This is a genomic window from Flavobacterium sp. GP15, from assembly GCF_014281985.1.
Classification (GTDB): domain Bacteria; phylum Bacteroidota; class Bacteroidia; order Flavobacteriales; family Flavobacteriaceae; genus Flavobacterium; species Flavobacterium pygoscelis.
On sequence record NZ_JACFTC010000009.1, the window covers coordinates 15,858 to 34,158 of the forward strand.

Genomic DNA, 18,301 nt, shown 5'->3' on the forward strand with positions numbered 1-18,301 from the left:
TTATATTGTTAATAATTTAAATAAAAAAAGAGGCTACTGCCTCTTTCGCTTTTAGGGTTGTACTACTTCACCTTCCCATTCTATAATGCCTCCAGTTAGATTATAAGCATTTTCGAAACCCAGCTGATTCATAATTTCACAAGCCTTGGCACTACGCATACCGGAACGGCAATAAACATAATAGTTCTTATTTTTATCTAATTTCTCTATAGCATTTATGAAATCTTGACCCGTATGAATGTCAATATTTATTGCGTTAGGTATAATTCCATCATCACACTCGTCTTTCGTTCTTACATCGAGTATAATTGCATTTTCGTCAGCTTCAAATTGTGAAACCCAATTTTCTTGTGATAAATTCATAAGTCTCTTTTTTTGTAAAAATACAAAGATTTTAACAAAAAAGGAATGGCTAAATGTTAATTGAAAGATATTTTTAAGAAATCGTTTTCGAAAAACAGTAACTATCAATAAAGTACAAATTAGTGAGTAATTTTTATGAAAATAACCTATAAAACCTATAGGAAATTTGAAAGCCTATTTTTTTTTAAAGACCTGTAAAATCTCTTATTTGTCTTAAAATTAGCATTCTTATCTAACTTATTTAAACTACTTTTACAAAACAAACTACAGAAAAAAGATTAAAATGCTTGTTCCTACAAAAAAAATATTTCCTTCTTTTTCGACTGAATTGATTCAAGAAATTGAAGATAGTGCAGTAATACAATCCTTTCCAACCGATACAATTATTATACGAACTGGACAATATATAAAAAACACAGTATTAGTAATAAGTGGTAAAATTAAAGTGTACCGAGAGGATGAAAGCGGAAGTGAATTTTTTATGTATCATTTGCAACCTGGTCAAGCCTGTGCCATTTCTATGATCTGTGCCACGAAAAATGAAAAGAGCCAAATCATGGCCAAAGTGGTTGAAGATGTTGAACTCATCATGGTGCCATTACCCTTAATGGACAAATGGATGATGCAACATAGAAGCTGGTATGAATTTGTAATAGATACTTATCGCAGTCGTTTTGAAGAAGTATTAGAAGTAGTTGACAATATTGCTTTTAGAGCCATGGATGAGCGATTAGAGTTTTACTTAAAACGTCATGCAGAAGTTTGTGGGTGCAAAGAATTAAAACTATCACATCAAGAAATTGCATCCGAATTAAATACTTCTAGAGAAGTAATTTCTCGATTACTCAAAAAAATGGAACAGCGTGGCTTAATTACCTTATATCGCAATAACATTGAGATTTTAAAATTAAATTAAAATCTTACTTTAAATAAATCATAAGAAGCTATACTTCAAAAAATTAATAATGGAATATTTAGGTTATTTTCTTTCTGTAATTATTGGGATTTCATTAGGCTTAATTGGTGGTGGAGGTTCTATTTTAGCTGTACCTATCTTAGTCTATCTTTTTAAGATTCATCCAGAACAAGCCACAAGTTATTCGTTATTTATCGTTGGAATAACAGCTATGTTTGGGAGTTATAGTCAATATCGACTAGGGAATTTAAAAATTAAAGCCGCACTAGTTTTTGCAGTACCTTCTGTGCTCTCTTTGCTGTTTGTAAGAGACGTAATTTTACCCAAAATCCCTGCCATTATCCTTACCATTAATTCCTTTGAAATATCAAAAAACTTGGTGATAATGACCGTATTTGCTTTTCTTATGATTGCGGCATCTTTATCAATGATAAGAACTTCGACACCTGAGAAAACAGAAAAAAGAGATGATCATATCAGGATAGCAATTATCGGTCTTTTTGTCGGTTTTATTACTGGTTTCTTAGGTGCAGGTGGTGGTTTTTTAATAATTCCAGCATTATTATTCTTTGCAAATTTACCTATTAAACAAGCGATTGGAACTTCCTTGCTAATTATCTTTATCAATTCATTAATTGGTTTTGGCGGAGATGTTTTAAATGGAATCGATATCAATTACAAACTTCTTTTTACTATTACATCGATAGCGCTTGTAGGAATGTTTATCGGAACCTATTTATCTAAAAAAATTGATGGAGCAAAATTAAAACCGGCCTTTGGTTGGTTTGTATTAGTAATGGGAGTTTACATTATCATAAAGGAGTTTTTCTTAAAATAAAAAAGTGAATGTAACAATTATCACTGTTTATATAAAAAAACAGCAGTAAATTTGTATTATAAAATTAAAAAAAAACAATCATGCAAATAGAGCAAATCTATACAGGATGTCTGGCACAAGGCGCTTACTATATAACTTCAAATGGAGAAGCATTAATTATTGATCCATTGCGTGAAACGAAACCTTATTTAGACCGTCTAGAAAGAGACGGTGTGAAGTTGAAATATATTTTTGAAACCCACTTTCATGCTGATTTTGTATCGGGACACGTTGATTTGAGTAAAGAAACAGGTGCTCCAATTGTTTATGGTCCAAACGCAAAATGTGAATTTGAATGCATATCTGCTAAAGATGGTCAGGAATTTGAAATTGGAAATATAAAAATAAAAGTCCTACACACTCCAGGACACACAATGGAAAGTAGCACTTATCTTTTAATTGATGAGAACGGAAAAGATCATGCTATTTTCTCTGGAGATACTTTGTTTATTGGTGATGTAGGAAGACCAGATTTAGCACAAAAAGCGGCTTCGATGACTCAGGAGCAATTAGCCGGAATATTATTCCAATCGCTTAGAAACAAAATCATGACTTTAGCTGATGATGTTATCGTTTATCCTGCTCATGGTGCAGGAAGTGCATGTGGTAAAAACATGAGTAAAGAAACTGTTTCTACAATTGGAGAACAAAAAATAAAAAATTATGCATTAAGAGCTGATATGACTGAAACCGAATTTATACAGGAAGTTACAGATGGTTTATTACCTCCTCCTGCTTATTTTGGAATGAACGTAGCCATGAATAAAAAAGGTTATGATAGTTTCGAGCATGTTTTAGATCTAGGAATGCGTGCTTTATCTGTTATTGAATTTGAAACAGCTGCAGAAGAAACTGGAGCTTTATTGTTAGATACTCGAAAAAACGGTGAGTTTGCCAAAGGGTTTATACCACAGTCTATAAATATTGGTATCGATGGAGACTTTGCTCCTTGGGTTGGTGCTTTAATTGCTGATGTACAACAACCAATACTTATTATTTGTGAAGTTGGAAAAGAAGAAGAAACCGTTACAAGATTGAGCAGAGTAGGTTTTGATAACTTAATTGGTCATTTAGCAGGTGGTTATGATTCGTGGCAAAAAGCCGGAAAAGAAATTGATGTCGTAAAAAGGATTACAGCTGAACAATTTGCTACAGAAGTAAAAATTGGTCAAAGCAAAGTAATTGACATTCGTAAAGAAACTGAATATAGTGCGGAACATGTTGAAGATGCCTACAACAAACCTTTAGCACTTATTAATGATTGGATTAAAGATGTCGATACAAACGAACATTTTTATTTGCATTGTGCCGGAGGATACCGTAGTATGATTGCTGCATCAATTCTAGAGGCTCGTGGTTTCAGAAATTTTACAGAAATTGAAGGTGGATTTAATGCTATTGCAAAAACAAGTTTACCCAAAACAGATTTCATTTGTCAGAGTAAAATCTTGAAATAACAATGATCACTAAAGAGCTTTCTAATAAAAAATAGTGATTAAATAGAAAAAATTAAAAGTATCGCTATTAGTATTAATAGCGATACTGTACAAATATTAATAATTGATTAATTTTATTATACTTAGGTGTGTTAGTACATCTTTTTATTCTATTAGATTGATCTTTTTTTATGCATTGTAAGACCCATTTGGAATTTTAACACCCAAAAATATAAAATGGAAGATATAAAATGTTGTGTTGTTTCTTGTGAAAAACCTTTAGATGCTTCCTATTGGGAAGCACAGTATCAATCTAAAAGTATTGGATGGGATTTAGGAGATATTTCCCCTCCTATAAAGAAATATATAGATACTTTAGAGAATAAAGAATCCGCTATTTTAATACCGGGATGTGGAAATACATACGAAGCAGAATATCTTTTAAAGAAAGGATTTACCAACATTACGGTTATAGATGTAGCTCCTACACTTGTTGCTGAGTTGATAAAGAAATTCAGTAATAACTCAAATATTACTATACTACTAGGAGATTTTTTTGAACATCAAGGAAAATATGATTTGATTATTGAACAAACATTTTTTTGCGCTCTGCCTCCAACTATGCGTCAAAAATATGTTTGGAAAATGCATCAACTTTTAGCCGATAAAGGAATTTTGGCGGGTTTATTATTCAATAGAAGATTTGAAATAAATCCACCTTTTGGAGGTGATAAAACTGAATATGAAATGCTTTTTAAAGCTTCTTTTGATTTTTTACAAATGGATATTTGTTTAGATTCAGTTGCTCCTAGATCAAATTCTGAATTATTCATTGAGTTTAAAAAAAATAATCAAGTAAATGTCAACTTGTATACTATGAGCGGTATTACTTGCAGTGATTGCGCAAACACTATTACAGAAAAATTTTTAACAATAAGCAAAATTGTTAATGTAAGTATGAATAGCAATTTTACATCAGTGCTAATTTGTAGCCGAAATGAGGTTACTATTGATACGTTAAGGGAATTAATATCTTATGATGAAAAATATAGAATTGAAAAGTAAACAATAATTATTTAAATTTAAAATTTTAAAAAATGAAAAATTTATTATTTACAAATTGGCATCTTATGAGATTTGTAAGACTAGCAATAGTTTTATTTTTATTTAGTCAAGCCTACCTCATGAAAGATTGGATTTTTGTTGGAATTGGTTTGTTTTTTTTAATTCAAGTAATTTTTAACTTAGGATGTGGACCAAACGGTTGCGCAATCCCTAATAACAAATACAGTAAGAGATGAGTAATTTTGAAAAAATTATAAATTCAGAAAAACCAGTTTTAATAGATTTTTTTGCTACTTGGTGCGGACCTTGCAAAATGCTTACACCTGTTTTAAAAGAAGTAAAAGATAGCCTTGGAGATAGAATCTCAATCATAAAAATTGATGTAGATAAAAACCAACAATTAGCTTCAAAATATCAAGTTCGCGGTGTACCCACGATGATATTATATCAGCAAGGAAAACAATTATGGAGACAATCTGGAGCATTATCTAAAGAGGAAATAATCAAAATTATTATAGATAAAAGCAACAAATAAGCATTGTTGCATATTTTGAATTGACTTCTTAGCAAAAAAGTTGAAGTTTTAAAATATACTTTCAGAAATCAATTCTATTCCTAAAGAAATTATGTCTTTTAAATTAAATTCAAAAGGCTTCTTTATTTAGATTATCACTCAAGATTTTCCTATTCGTACAATTAAAGTGTTTTGATAGTAAAAATAACTTTCAATATGGATGTAAATAGAAACTAATTACTAAAAATTTTTATTTTAACGCTGTACAGTTAAAAAATTGATCCCACATACAAAACATAAAAACACGATATCAATAGTAAAATAAAAATACGATATAATCATAATAGTAGTGAGCAATAAACATAGTATTGATTGAACTTTAAGATTTTAAAATAGAATAAAAATATGATGTTCACAAAAAAAAAACTCTTAATCGGTTGATTAAGAGTTTTTTTTGTGGAGTCGCCGAGAATCGAACTCGGGTCCAAACAAGCAACTAAAAAGCTTTCTACACGTTTATTTCCTGATTGAGTTTTCGATAGTGTGCTAGGCCAGAAACAGCCACACGCTACTTATCTTCTTAATTTCGAAATCCACCCGAAGCTCATGGAAATCTAGGTTTATTTTTACGGTTCCCCTAAATTGACCGCCACAAACCAAGGCTTTCAAGGAGAATCCAGCTTTCCTATCTGATAGGAACGTGGCTTAATCTTACTATAATTCGGATTATGCAGCTAAAGCGTAGTTATTTTCGCCGTGTAAAATGATAAGATCTTATATTTACGAGCAAGGTCTCAATGCTCGACGTGCTTACTGATCAATTCGACTTGCTGTCAAAACCAGTCGACCCCTTTTTTTTTCAAAATCTATAACTTGAATTTTGAGTTGGCAAATATACAATTTTAAACTCTAATTTCTGGTATAAATATCTCAACTAGTTTGCAAAAATCATTCCTGTTTTATTCGTCTTTTAATTTAAAAGGATAATCGCCAAATAACGGGGCTAATTTTCGAACATCATATGTTTTTCTTGTGAATTTGTTTGATAGTGCTATAATGGTAACTCCTTCTTTTTGTAAGGTAATGTAAGAGGATGTATTTCCGTGCCACCATCCGTTGTGAAAATAAAAATTTTGTCCCGTTTCCCAATTAACCATTCTAATTCCAAGACCATAGTTTTTAGTTCCTTTTCGCTCATTACTGTACGGTTTATAAACCATTGCAGTTAATTCAGGAGTTAGAAAACCAGGACTATTTCTTGCTCTATCAAACTTTAATAAATCTCTTGGTGTAGAGTAGATGTTTTTATCTCCATAAACAGCATCTAAATAATCTTTCCCTATTTCTACTTTGTTGCCTTTGTATGAGGTAACAGCTGAATCTTTGTCTCTTGCATAATCAAATACATAAGTATTCTTCATATGTAATGGCTCAAAAATTATTTGATTCATAGCCTTTTCGTACGAAAGCTTGGTGATTTTTTCTATAATTAAAGCCAACATGGCATAGTTGGTATTACAATAACTAAAACGAGTATCTGTTTTAAACTCAAGGCCAATATTTTTAGTAGCCATAATGGTTAAGATATCTTGATTTGTCAATATATTGTGTCTATCCCAAACCGTTTTATCTCTGTCTGTAAAATAGGCGTAATTGCGCATTCCACTTCTGTGATTTAATAGTGTTTTGATCGTTACTTCTGGATAAGGAAATTCTTTTAATATGGTATTTACTTTTTGATCTAATTCTATTTTTTTTGCATTAATTAATTTTAAAACTGCAGCTGCAGTAATTACCTTACTAACAGACGCCAGGTGTAATGGTGTTGATTTAGTAATTAATGTTTTGTCTCTAAAATTAGCAAAACCTTCATATTTTTCATAAATAATTTGACCATTTTTAGCTACTAAAAAACTTCCATTGGCACTATTGTTTGGCCAATTCTTGTTATAGAAAGAGTCTATTTCTTGTTTTTTTAAAGTAATGTATTCTGGAGTGAGTTTATCTTCAGCTTCCGTTAAAGGCTTCATTTTAGGCATGGTACTCTTAGGAAGTTCTCCATCACTTAACTCAACTTTCTTTTTCTCTTGGGCGCAAGAACTTAAAACCAAAAAGAGCAAGGATATATGTAGTATATTTGTTTTTTTTATAAAATTCATTTCTGTAGTGCTAGAAAGGCAAATATATAGAATCAATGTCTTTTGATTCATTGTTTTTTTAAACCTTAACACTATTTTATTAGTAAATATCAAACGTTATTTTTGTATCATTTTGTACATCAGTCGATAGTAATTTACAAACCACTAATTTTATTTGAAAAATAAATTCAATTTACTTTAAATTGTTATATTTGTAACAAATGTTTACTGTAAAGTTATATTTAGTTAATTTTAAAGCCTTAAATGTTTATGAAATTCGGAATTCTAAAAGAAAGAAAAAGTCCACCGGACAGAAGAGTTATATTTTCACCTAATGAGTTAACGCTTTTAAAGCAAAACTATCCAAGTTTATCTGCAACAGTGGAACGTTCTGATATTAGAATTTTTGAAGATGCTGAGTATGAAAAATTAGGTATTGAAATGACTGATGATGTTAGTGATTGCGATATCTTATTTGGGGTAAAGGAAGTTCCTGTTGAAAATTTAATTCCAAATAAATCGTATTTCTTCTTTTCACACACGATTAAGAAACAGCCTTACAATAGAAAATTATTGCAAGCTATTTTAGAAAAAAATATCGATTTGTATGATTATGAAACAATAGTAGATGCAGAAAATCGTAGGTTAATCGGTTTTGGAAGATATGCAGGAATAGTAGGCGCTTATAATGGAATCAGAGCTTTTGGAATAAAATTTGAATTATTTAAATTGCCAAAAGCTGAAACACTTGCTGGTAAAGAAGCACTTATTAGTCATTTAAAACGAGTAATTCTACCTCCTTTAAAATTTGTAATTACTGGTACTGGAAAAGTCGGAAATGGTGCAAAAGAAGTTTTAGACGCTATAAAAATCAAAGAAGTTTCTGTTGAGAATTACTTAACAAAAAACTACACACAAGCAGTTTATACTCAAATTGACGTTTTAGATTATAATAAACGCAAGGATGGGCAAGTTTTAGACTTTACAGATTTTTATCAAAATCCCACAGAATATATTTCAGATTTCGAAAGATTCACAAAAGTATCTGATATATATCTTACCGGACATTTTTATGGCAATGATGCGCCTGTGATACTTACGCGAGAAATGCTAAAAGCAAATGATTGTAAAATAAAAGTAGTTGCAGATATTTCTTGTGATGTTAATGGTCCAATTGCTTGTACTTTAAGATCATCAACAATCGCTGAACCTTTGTATGGTTATCTTCCAGATGAGAATAAAGAGGTTGATGTTTTTCATCCAGCGGCAATTGTAGTGATGGCGGTAGATAATTTGCCATGTGAATTACCAAAAGATGCTAGTGAAGGATTTGGGGAAATGTTTCTTGAGCACGTTATTCCTGCTTTTTTTAATGATGATAAAGATGGTATTTTAAGCAGAGCCAAAGTTACTGAGAAAGGAAAACTAACACCTAGATTTAGTTATTTACAAGATTATGTAGATGGTAAATAAGATTTTATAAAAATAAAATAGCAAACCTGCACTCAAAAGTTGCAGGTTTTTTTATGGGTTTAAATGTAGTTAATAATTCAATTCCTAAACATTACAAATCTCTTAACATCTGATAATTTTTGGGCTGAAACGAAAAGCTTAATTTTGTACTCCATTTTAAAATGGGAAAGAAATGCATAACTTCAGTATTGATTTATTACTTAAAATAGTAAATAGATTATAGGTTACGCACAGAACCATTAAATAGCAATTTATGAAAAAGAATATACCAATTTCTATACTAGAGTTAGCCATTATTACACAAGATAGTAACGCTAAAGAAACCTTTGAAAAAACAAAAGCACTTGCACAACTTGCAGATGAACTCGGATACAAAAGATTTTGGTTGGCGGAGCACCACAATATGGCTCATGTGGCCAGTACTGCAACTGTAATTCTTATTGGTTACATTGCCGGTCAAACTAAAAACATTCGAGTGGGTTCCGGTGGGATTATGTTACCCAACCACGCACCTTTAATTATTGCTGAACAATTTGGAACTTTAGAAATTTTATATCCCAATCGCATCGACTTAGGTTTAGGGAGAGCTCCTGGAACCGATGGATTGACTGCACAAGCCATTAGGAAAGATTTTTATGAGCAATCACAGCGCTTTCCTCAAAATGTTGCAGCGCTTCAGGAATTTTTCTCAGAGGATAATGCTGACGCTAATGTGAGAGCCTTTCCTGCAGAAGGCACTAATGTTCCGATTTGGATTCTAGGTTCTAGCATGGATAGTGCGGCTTTGGCTGCATCCAAAGGTTTGCCGTATGCTTTTGCAGGGCATTTTGCTCCTAAGCAAATGCATCAAGCATTCCAGTTTTATCGTGATAATTTTGAACCTTCAAAATATTTAGAACAACCTAAAACGATGGCTTGCATTAATGCAGTTGTTGCGGATACTGATGAAGAGGCTGCGCGTTTGTCTACGAGTTTAACTCAAATGTTTCTAAATTTAATTCGCAATGACAGAAAACCATTGCAACCACCAGTAAATACTTTAGATGGAATTATGTCTGAGGAAGAGCATTTTCATGTCAACCAAATGACAGCTTGTTCGTTTATAGGAAGTAAAAATAAAGTGGAGGCAGAGCTGAAACAATTTATAAATTACACTCAAGTAGATGAATTAATGATTACAAGCCCCATTTATAACCATGATTATAAATTGAAAAGTGTTCAATTAATGAAAGAAGTGATTGATAATATTTAATAAAAAGTAATTTTCAAAACTGTTGAATAAGAACCTTTTTAATTGATTTATCAAAAATACACGAACCTAATTGCGAAATCTATTATTGGAGGTTTTTTTTTATTGTATTTTTGAATTTTAAACACAGCTATTTTTGAGAACTTTAATCCATAAGTCTATCCAAAATCCAAAATTGTTTAAGCAACAGCTTTTATTTTGGTCGCAACAATTTCGAGAAATCATTTATTTGGATAGCAATGATTATCCACAAGACTATTCTAGTTATGATTGTCTGGTTGCTTTGGATGCATTTACTTCTATAAAAACCGATTATCATAATGCTTTCGAAGATTTAAAACAATATCAGCAAACAACCAGAGATTGGCTTTTTGGGTATTTATCGTATGATTTAAAAAATAATACCGAGTCTTTAATTTCCAGAAACTTTGATGGATTAGATTTTCCTGATTTGTTTTTCTTTCAACCTAAGAAGTTGTTTTTACTTAAAGGAAATCAAGTAGAAATACAATACCTAAATTGCTGTGATGATGAGGTAGAAACAGATTTTAAAGAAATAACAGAAACTGAAATTGCTCGAGAAGAATTAGCATCAAAAATAAGTATTCAACAACGAATTTCTAAAGAGAATTATCTCGAAAAAGTCACAAAAGTGCTTGAGCACATTCATCGTGGAGATATTTACGAAGCTAATTTTTGCATGGAATTCTTTGCCGATAATGCAATGATTAATCCATTTGAAAAGTTTAGTACACTAAATGCCATATCACAACCACCATTGGCTGTTTTTTTTAAAAATAACAAGCATTTTTTACTTTCTGCAACACCAGAACGTTATTTAAGAAAAGAGGGCGAAAATATAATTTCGCAACCTATAAAAGGAACCTCAAAACGTTTTTTAGATCCAATAGCCGATGAAAAATCAAAAAATGATTTGGCTTTAGATCCTAAAGAACGCTCAGAAAATATCATGATTACTGATCTTGTGCGGAATGATTTATCTAAAACGGCACAAAAAGGAAGCGTTGAGGTAAAAGAGTTGTGTGGTATTTATTCTTTCTTGCAGGTACACCAAATGATTACTACGATTACTTCAAAATTAGATGCGCAATATGCTGCTATCGATGTAATTAAAACTAGTTTTCCAATGGGAAGTATGACAGGAGCACCCAAGATAGAAGCCATGAAAATTATTGAAGAACTCGAAGAAACAAAACGAGGTTTGTACAGTGGAGCGGTAGGTTATTTCACGCCAAGTGGCGACTTCGATTTCAATGTGGTTATTCGCAGTATTTTGTACAATCAAGAAAAAAAATATGTGTCTTTTTCAGTAGGTAGTGCGATTACTTCGCAGTCTGTTCCTGAAAAAGAATATGAGGAATGTTTGCTTAAAGCAAAAGCAATGCGTGAGGTAATGGAATCTATAAATACGAATTAATTAAATTTGAAAATGCTACAAAAGTTCCAAAATCATCTGCTAGATAGATTTAAGTTTTTAAGTAATAAAAAGTTGCTTCTTGCTACAAGTGGCGGAATAGATAGCATGGTTATGTTGCATTTATTGGAGCAATTGGATTATAAAATAGGTATTGCACACTGTAATTTTCAATTGCGTGGCGTAGAGAGTTTTGAGGATCAAAAATTCATTCAGGATTACGCTGATGCAAATGGTATTCCGGTATATATTACTCAATTCGATACGAAAGCTTTTGCAGCCGATTACAAACTTTCTACACAAGTGGCCGCTCGAGAATTGCGATACAATTGGTTTTATGAATTACTGGAAACAGAAAATTACGATTATATTGTAACAGCACATCACGCAGATGATAATCTAGAAACCTTTCTGATTAATTTATCTCGCGGTACGGGTTTAGATGGATTAACGGGTATTCCAGAACAAAATGAAAATGTAGTTCGTCCGCTTTTGGCCTTTACTCAACACGATTTAGAAGAATATGCGCGACTAAATGCTATTAAATGGAGAGAAGATAGCAGTAACGCTTCTGATAAATATGTTCGAAATAAAATTCGACACCATCTTGTTCCGCTGTTAAAGGAATTAAATCCTAATTTTTTATTGTCCTTTCATAAAACACAAAGTTATTTGCAGGAAGCCCAAGATATGGTAGATGATGCTGCTATTATGATTTACCAACAAGTGGCAGTTCAACAAGATGAAAATATTAGTTTTGATTTAAAAAAATTAATGAAATTACCCAATTACAAATCGTATTTGTACCAATGGTTAAATGAATTTGGATTTACAGCATGGAATGATATTTATGATTTAGTAGAAAGTCAATCCGGTAAATTTGTGCTATCGGCTAATTATCGATTGCTAAAAGATAGAGAAAGTTTAATCTTGAGTCCTTTGGATTTTTCAAATGAAAAACAGGAATATTTTATCAATCAAGATCAAAAAGAAGTTAATATTCCCTTAAATATTTCCTTTTCGGTAGCAACCGATATTAGTATCGCTTCAAATACAACTATATTTGTCGATTCTGATAAATTAGAGTATCCATTGGTTTTACGTCGTTGGAACGAAGGAGATCAATTTCAACCTTTAGGTATGAATGGAAAATCAAAAAAGATAAGTAAGTTTTTTAAAGATGAAAAATTATCATTGCTAGAAAAAGAAAATACTTGGCTTTTATGTTCCAATAATACTATCGTTTGGATAATAGGTTTTCGTCAAGATGAACGCTTTAAAATTGATAATACAACAAAGAATATACTTAAAATACAATTAGACTAATGAAGAAATTATTATTTATACTTATCGCTTTTTTGGCTTTTGCCAAAGGAAATTCTCAGATTTTAGATCCAGCCAAATGGACTACTAAAATTGAAAAAAAATCAGAAACGAATTATATTTTAATATTTGATGCCGTTATAGAAAACGATTGGCATTTGTATTCACAAACTACTCCAGACGGTGGACCACTTCCTTTAGAGATTACTTTTAAAAATCAAAAAGGAAATTTTAATTTAGTAGGTAAAGCAATAGAAAGCAAAACGAGGACTGCTTATAATGATATATTTGAAGTTAACGAAACCTTTTTTGAAAAGAAAGGTCAAGTGCGACAAGAAATTTCAATTACTAACCCAAAACTAACTGAAGTTAAAGTCGATTTTAATTACCAAGTTTGTAAAGAGGTTTGTATTAATATAGAAAAAAACTTCACGTTCAAAATCCCAGCTTCAGCAATTGCGACTTCAGAAACAGTACTTCCAGTTGATATTGAAGCTGCAAAAGTAGATACAACAACTACAGCGGCTACATCAGCTTCGCCTGAAGTAACTACGAATACTGTTGCACCAGAAAAAGTAGTTCCGCATGATAATAAACCCGCAGAGAAAAGAGGATTGTGGTCTATTTTCTTTATTGCTTTTCTATCTGGATTTGCTGCATTGCTTACTCCTTGTGTATTTCCGATGATTCCGATGACCGTTAGTTTTTTTACAAAACAAAGTAAAACAAAAGCAAAAGGAATTCGCAATGCTATTATTTACGGAATTTCGATTATAGCGATATATTTAATATTAGGATTGGTAGTAACTGGTATTTTTGGTGCTGATGCGCTAAATGCTCTGTCTACTAATGTTTGGTTTAACATCATTTTCTTTATCATATTAGTAACTTTTGCGGCTTCCTTTTTGGGAGCTTTCGAAATAATGTTGCCAAATTCTTGGGCAAATAAAGTAGATAGTCAAGCCGATAGAGGAGGAATGATCGGTATTTTATTTATGGCTTTAGCGCTAGCAATTGTATCTTTCTCTTGTACTGGCCCAATCGTAGGAACACTTTTAGTTGAAGCTGCTTCTAAAGGCGGAATTGCACCAATTATTGGTATGTTTGGATTTTCATTAGCTTTAGCTTTACCGTTTATGTTATTTGCTATGTTCCCTGGTTGGTTAAACTCATTGCCAAAATCGGGTGGGTGGTTGAATACCGTTAAAGTTGTATTAGGATTTTTAGAATTGGCTTTGGCATTCAAATTTTTATCTAATGCGGATTTAGTATTACAAATGCATTTCTTAGAAAGAGAAGTTTTTCTAGCCATTTGGATTGCAATATTTGGAACATTGGCATTTTATTTATTCGGAAAAATTACATTACCTCATGATAGTCCAATGACACACATTTCGGTGGGTAGATTATCATTTGGTTTAGTAGTTCTTGCTTTTACAATCTATTTAATTCCGGGTCTTTGGGGAGCACCTTTAAAAGTGATTTCTGGTTTTCCACCACCAATGACCTATAGCGAAAGCCCTTATGGCGTTTCTGGTTCAAAAGGAGGATCAAATGCATCAACACAAGTTTTACCTGATGGAGCACATTTAGGACCACATGATTTAATAGCTTTTGATGATTACGACAAAGGAGTCGCTTATGCAAAATCGGTAAACAAACCTATTTTATTAGATTTTACAGGTTATGCTTGTGTAAATTGTAGAAAAATGGAAGACTACGTTTGGTCGGATACTAATATTCTTAAAATATTACAAGGTGAAGTGGTATTGATTTCTTTGTATGTTGATGATAAAAAAGAATTGCCTCAAAACGAGCAATATGTTTCTAAAGAAACGGGGAAAGAAATTACAAGTGTAGGGAATAAATGGAGTGATTTTCAAATCACAAAGTTCAAAGCAAATGCACAACCGTATTATATTATTTTAGACAATGACGGCAATATGCTGTCTGATAAGCCAGAAAGTTATAATTCGGATATCAACGCTTACAAAGGATGGTTAAGAGAAGGAATTGATCGTTATAAAAAGACCAAATAAAAAAACTTCTAGATTTTATTTTATAAAAGAATTGCGCTAAGCTCCATATATTTATGATGGAATTTAGCGCATTTTTTTTGAGGTAATAAAGGAAATCAATATCGAACTTTTCTATTCTATTGTTTTTTCTATATAATCCGAATTCAAAAGATATAATGCACCCATATATCTTATTTTAAAAGCTACAAGGTCTCCAATTTTATAGTTCTTTTTAGAATTAGAAATATCTATTACTAACATATCCGAACTCGCATCTACAATAGTAATATCAGCGTCATCAGATTCTATATATTGGGGTTGCATATCTAATAATCCAATGTCTAAAATGGCTCGTAAAGAAGTTATTCCCAAATCTTCTACATCATTCATAGAAAAGGAATTTCCTGCTACGTTTTCGCCTAATTCTCCTGTTGGTGTATTGGGTTTTTCCGTAATTTCTATGATCTCTGCAAATAATTTGAAAACATCATTATGCATTCCTTCAATTGTGTCACCAGTAAATAAATCTTTACCAAAAAAGAGTGCTTCTCCTATTCGGAAATGATTTACAGCCATCGGATTTGCATTTTTAAGTATTAACGGAATGGCAACGGAAGTTCCACCAGAGACAAACGGAATGCTAATATCAAATTTAGCTTCAATTAATTGTTTGTATAAACTCAACTGAATTAGTTTGTCTTGTGTTGGCATAACTCCACTTAGGCAATTTAAATTAGTTCCAATTCCTGAAATTTCAATACTAGGCATCTTCAAAATTGTACCATAAAAAGCAATTAATTCTTCGCCCATAACACCTTCACGCAAATCGCCCATCTCTATCATTATGATGATTTTGTGAATCTTATTTTGTCTCACAGCTTCATCAGAAAGTAATTGTATGGTGTATATTTCAGTATTAAAACTGATGTCTGCATAACGTACAATACTTTCTATGCTTCTCTTTGCGGGAGGTTTGATGTAAACCGTTTGAATTTCAGGATCAAGTGCTTTAATTTTTCTTAAATTGCTAACTCTAGAGTCATGAATTTCGCGTACACCTAAAGCGATGATTTCCTTTAAGTAAATTTTATTACCACATAACAGTTTTGAAACGACACCCCATTCTATGTTTCTGGATTTAAAAGTGTTGTCAAGAAAAGCGTAATTTTCTTCTAGTTTTTTTCTATATAATTTTATAAAGGCCATTATTGTTTAATTTTTCGTGGGATTGCTGTTGAAATCCGTGTTAATAATTCATAGTTAAGTTGGTTGCTAAAATCACTGAATGAAGCAACTGAGACTGCCAGTGTTTTTTGAGTGCCAATCAATACTACTTCATCTTCTTTTTTAGCAATATCAACATCGGTTACATCTACTGTCATCATATTCATATTCACAGATCCTACAACAGTACACCGCTGCCCGTGTATTAGCACACGACCTTGATTACTTAAAGATCGACTATATCCGTGACAATAACCAATAGGTACTACTGCAATTTTCATGTTTCGTTTGGCCATGAAGCTGGTTCCATATCCTATAAAATCACCTGTTTGTACATTCTTTACACTCATAATTTTACTTTTCCAACTGATTACTCGTTGCAAAGGATCAATTTTATTTTTTTTAGCTTGCAAATAGGTTACAAATACTTCTGGACTCGGCCACATACCGTATTGCATTATTCCAATTCTAACTAAATCCATTCTAGTTTGAGGAAACATAATTGAAGCAGCAGAACAAGCAGAATGTCTCATCTCTGGCTTTAAGTCATTTTTACAAAACAACTCATATATCTCTTCAAATTTCTTAATTTGATTATCAACTCTGTAATAGTTAGCGACGCTTTCGGCACCAGCGTAGTGCGTACAAAGTCCTTTTAAATAAAGATGTTGTATTTCTTTTTTTACTATCGAAATTACTGCATTTAGATCTTTTTTATCAAAACCAGTATGATTCATTCCTGTTTCGACTTCAATATGTAATATTGCTTTTTTATTGCTTTTTTTTGAAATTTTTATTGCTTGATTGAGTCGGCTTTTATCAAAAACAAAGAATTCAACATTATTTTCAATAACCCATTGCATGTCTTCATCATTCACTAAACCCATAACCATTACAGTAACCTTATCTTCCAATACTTCTTTGACTGCTTTTGCTTCTTGCACATCAAAAACTGAAAAGTGATTAATTCCACAGTTATAAGCCATACTTGTAAACTCTGCTATACCATGGCCATAAGCATTTCCTTTTACCACAGAGGAAACGATTACTTTTTTACCAAAAGTGGTTTTTAAAAAATCGACGTTTTTTTGATACGCCGTTTCACTAAGTTCTATAATTGAATTAGTATGCATCAGTAATTTGTTTGCTTATTTGATGAAACATATTGACTCCAGTTTGTATAATTTCATCTGGAAAATCATAATCAGGGTTGTGTAGGGCAGGAGTATTAATTCCAGATCCAATTCCAAACATGGCACCAGAATAGTGTTCTGTGAACAAACCAAAATCTTCTCCCCATGTAAAAGGATATTCTTTTTCTAGTATGTCTAATGAATTGTATTTAGCAGCTCTTCTAATTAATTCTACAGCCTCTATGTTATTTCTATTCGCCTTAAAACTTTGAGTCCATTTGACTTTACATTTTAAATTATTTTTTTTAGCAATTGATTTGGCTAAATTTTCTAAGGTAGTTTCAATGTTTGTCATTTCTAAATTACTGTCACTTCGTATTGTAAAATGAATTTCTCCCATACCTGCAGAAACGCCATATGCTTTTTTACCTAATTTACTATAAATTGGGGTAATCAAACAGTAATTGTTCTTAGCAATATCACTTTGAATTAAAGCATTAAATTCAGTAATAATAGTTGCAATAGCCATAGCTGGATTGAACCCTTTTTCAGGTTCACCTGCATGAGCTGTTTTTCCTTTTAACTTTATAATTATACTATTGACTGCGCAAGAGAATATATGATCTTTAACGATGATTTGATGCATTTTAAAACCTGGTAAATTATGAAGAGCAAAAGCATAATCTGGTTTTATATTTTGAAAACGATTATCTTCTACCACTTTTTTTGCACCACTACCATCTTCTTCCGCTGGTTGAAATACTAGAATAACAGTTCCAAATTCAGGATTTTCAGCATGTAGTTTTTGAGCTAAACCACATAAAATTGCACTATGGCCATCATGTCCGCATTTATGAGAAACTCCTTTATTTAAAGATTTATGCTCAAACAGATTGGTTTCCTCTATGGGTAAAGCATCTAGTTCCGCTCTAAAAAGTACCGTTTTACCTTTTTTCTTACCATTATAGGTTGCAATAATGCCCGTTTTTCCAACTGCTGTAATAATCTCATCCGGAGGATACTTTTGTAAAAAGGAAACAATACGTTTGGCTGTATTAAATTCGTTTCCTGATACCTCTGGATTTTGATGTAGTTCTTTACGTAAAATTGTAAGTGCGCTTAAATTTTCCATTTTGA

The 18,301-nt window shown here is 31.8% G+C and carries 15 protein-coding genes and 1 other RNA gene; 10 read left to right on the forward strand and 6 right to left on the reverse strand.

Annotated elements, in window-relative coordinates:
* Positions 1 to 51 precede the first annotated feature (51 nt).
* Positions 52 to 363 carry a rhodanese-like domain-containing protein gene (locus H2650_RS14680; protein ID WP_188051576.1) on the reverse strand — a complete coding sequence of 104 codons (312 nt, stop codon included), beginning with the start codon at positions 361 to 363 and terminating at the stop codon, positions 52 to 54.
* A 283-nt stretch (positions 364 to 646) separates the two neighbouring features.
* Between H2650_RS14680 and H2650_RS14685 the strand changes: the two genes are divergently transcribed.
* From H2650_RS14685 to trxA, 5 genes are all read left to right on the forward strand, one after another.
* On the forward strand, positions 647 to 1,279 hold the full coding sequence (locus H2650_RS14685; RefSeq protein ID WP_188051577.1) for a Crp/Fnr family transcriptional regulator: 633 nt from the start codon (positions 647 to 649) through the stop codon (positions 1,277 to 1,279).
* A gap of 49 nt (positions 1,280 to 1,328) precedes the next feature.
* Entirely contained in the window at positions 1,329 to 2,117 is a 789-nt protein-coding gene (locus tag H2650_RS14690) for a sulfite exporter TauE/SafE family protein (protein ID WP_188051578.1), read from the forward strand.
* 80 nt (positions 2,118 to 2,197) lie between these two features.
* Positions 2,198 to 3,613 carry a rhodanese-like domain-containing protein gene (locus tag H2650_RS14695; RefSeq protein ID WP_188051579.1) on the forward strand — a complete coding sequence of 472 codons (1,416 nt, stop codon included), beginning with the start codon at positions 2,198 to 2,200 and terminating at the stop codon, positions 3,611 to 3,613.
* Positions 3,614 to 3,829: 216 nt separating this feature from the next.
* Positions 3,830 to 4,657: a methyltransferase domain-containing protein gene (locus H2650_RS14700; protein WP_188051580.1), complete on the forward strand. Its 828-nt coding sequence runs from the start codon at positions 3,830 to 3,832 to the stop codon at positions 4,655 to 4,657.
* A 232-nt stretch (positions 4,658 to 4,889) separates the two neighbouring features.
* Positions 4,890 to 5,192 (forward strand): thioredoxin, encoded by a 303-nt coding sequence (gene trxA / locus H2650_RS14705; protein ID WP_188051581.1) that lies wholly within the window; start codon positions 4,890 to 4,892, stop codon positions 5,190 to 5,192.
* A gap of 433 nt (positions 5,193 to 5,625) precedes the next feature.
* Here the strand turns inward: trxA and ssrA are convergent.
* Positions 5,626 to 6,022: a transfer-messenger RNA gene (gene ssrA, locus H2650_RS14710) on the reverse strand.
* A gap of 108 nt (positions 6,023 to 6,130) precedes the next feature.
* Positions 6,131 to 7,381 (reverse strand): serine hydrolase, encoded by a 1,251-nt coding sequence (locus H2650_RS14715; RefSeq protein ID WP_255462927.1) that lies wholly within the window; start codon positions 7,379 to 7,381, stop codon positions 6,131 to 6,133.
* 198 nt (positions 7,382 to 7,579) lie between these two features.
* Between H2650_RS14715 and H2650_RS14720 the strand changes: the two genes are divergently transcribed.
* The 5 genes from H2650_RS14720 to H2650_RS14740 all read left to right on the forward strand — a co-directional run bounded on the left by H2650_RS14720 (position 7,580) and on the right by H2650_RS14740 (position 14,828).
* The gene (locus H2650_RS14720) at positions 7,580 to 8,782 is read left to right on the forward strand and encodes an NAD(P)-dependent oxidoreductase (RefSeq protein WP_188051582.1); all 1,203 of its coding nucleotides are present in this window, start codon (positions 7,580 to 7,582) and stop codon (positions 8,780 to 8,782) included.
* 253 nt (positions 8,783 to 9,035) lie between these two features.
* The gene (locus H2650_RS14725; RefSeq protein ID WP_188051583.1) at positions 9,036 to 10,034 is read left to right on the forward strand and encodes an LLM class flavin-dependent oxidoreductase; all 999 of its coding nucleotides are present in this window, start codon (positions 9,036 to 9,038) and stop codon (positions 10,032 to 10,034) included.
* Positions 10,035 to 10,167: 133 nt separating this feature from the next.
* A complete protein-coding gene (locus H2650_RS14730; protein WP_188051584.1) occupies positions 10,168 to 11,469 on the forward strand; it encodes an anthranilate synthase component I family protein in 1,302 nt (433 codons plus the stop codon).
* Between the two features lie 12 nt (positions 11,470 to 11,481).
* Positions 11,482 to 12,792 (forward strand): tRNA lysidine(34) synthetase TilS, encoded by a 1,311-nt coding sequence (gene tilS / locus H2650_RS14735; RefSeq protein ID WP_188051585.1) that lies wholly within the window; start codon positions 11,482 to 11,484, stop codon positions 12,790 to 12,792.
* Positions 12,792 to 14,828 carry a protein-disulfide reductase DsbD gene (locus H2650_RS14740; RefSeq protein WP_188051586.1) on the forward strand — a complete coding sequence of 679 codons (2,037 nt, stop codon included), beginning with the start codon at positions 12,792 to 12,794 and terminating at the stop codon, positions 14,826 to 14,828. Before tilS ends, H2650_RS14740 begins: the two co-directional genes overlap by 1 nt.
* 111 nt (positions 14,829 to 14,939) lie before the next feature.
* Here the strand turns inward: H2650_RS14740 and H2650_RS14745 are convergent, their stop codons facing one another.
* Genes H2650_RS14745 through H2650_RS14755 form a run of 3 tightly spaced genes read right to left on the reverse strand, consistent with a single transcriptional unit; the run spans position 14,940 to position 18,296 of the window.
* A complete protein-coding gene (locus H2650_RS14745) occupies positions 14,940 to 16,013 on the reverse strand; it encodes an alanine/ornithine racemase family PLP-dependent enzyme (RefSeq protein WP_188051587.1) in 1,074 nt (357 codons plus the stop codon).
* Positions 16,013 to 17,164: an alanine racemase gene (gene alr / locus H2650_RS14750; protein ID WP_188051588.1), complete on the reverse strand. Its 1,152-nt coding sequence runs from the start codon at positions 17,162 to 17,164 to the stop codon at positions 16,013 to 16,015. The genes H2650_RS14745 and alr overlap by 1 nt, the downstream gene beginning before the upstream one ends.
* Positions 17,154 to 18,296, reverse strand: coding sequence for an amidohydrolase (locus H2650_RS14755; RefSeq protein ID WP_188051589.1), 1,143 nt, complete (start codon positions 18,294 to 18,296; stop codon positions 17,154 to 17,156). The genes alr and H2650_RS14755 overlap by 11 nt, the downstream gene beginning before the upstream one ends.
* Positions 18,297 to 18,301 lie beyond the last annotated feature (5 nt).

What these genes read in the sequence shown, in the direction of transcription:
- H2650_RS14680 (WP_188051576.1), bottom strand. Translation starts at nt 363, where the DNA reads ATGAATTTATCACAAGAAAATTGGGTTTCACAATTTGAAGCTGACGAA.
- H2650_RS14685 (WP_188051577.1), top strand. Translation starts at nt 647, where the DNA reads ATGCTTGTTCCTACAAAAAAAATATTTCCTTCTTTTTCGACTGAATTG.
- H2650_RS14690 (WP_188051578.1), top strand. Translation starts at nt 1,329, where the DNA reads ATGGAATATTTAGGTTATTTTCTTTCTGTAATTATTGGGATTTCATTA.
- H2650_RS14695 (WP_188051579.1), top strand. Translation starts at nt 2,198, where the DNA reads ATGCAAATAGAGCAAATCTATACAGGATGTCTGGCACAAGGCGCTTAC.
- H2650_RS14700 (WP_188051580.1), top strand. Translation starts at nt 3,830, where the DNA reads ATGGAAGATATAAAATGTTGTGTTGTTTCTTGTGAAAAACCTTTAGAT.
- trxA (WP_188051581.1), top strand. Translation starts at nt 4,890, where the DNA reads ATGAGTAATTTTGAAAAAATTATAAATTCAGAAAAACCAGTTTTAATA.
- H2650_RS14715 (WP_255462927.1), bottom strand. Translation starts at nt 7,381, where the DNA reads ATGAATCAAAAGACATTGATTCTATATATTTGCCTTTCTAGCACTACA.
- H2650_RS14720 (WP_188051582.1), top strand. Translation starts at nt 7,580, where the DNA reads ATGAAATTCGGAATTCTAAAAGAAAGAAAAAGTCCACCGGACAGAAGA.
- H2650_RS14725 (WP_188051583.1), top strand. Translation starts at nt 9,036, where the DNA reads ATGAAAAAGAATATACCAATTTCTATACTAGAGTTAGCCATTATTACA.
- tilS (WP_188051585.1), top strand. Translation starts at nt 11,482, where the DNA reads ATGCTACAAAAGTTCCAAAATCATCTGCTAGATAGATTTAAGTTTTTA.
- H2650_RS14740 (WP_188051586.1), top strand. Translation starts at nt 12,792, where the DNA reads ATGAAGAAATTATTATTTATACTTATCGCTTTTTTGGCTTTTGCCAAA.
- H2650_RS14745 (WP_188051587.1), bottom strand. Translation starts at nt 16,013, where the DNA reads ATGGCCTTTATAAAATTATATAGAAAAAAACTAGAAGAAAATTACGCT.
- alr (WP_188051588.1), bottom strand. Translation starts at nt 17,164, where the DNA reads ATGCATACTAATTCAATTATAGAACTTAGTGAAACGGCGTATCAAAAA.
- H2650_RS14755 (WP_188051589.1), bottom strand. Translation starts at nt 18,296, where the DNA reads ATGGAAAATTTAAGCGCACTTACAATTTTACGTAAAGAACTACATCAA.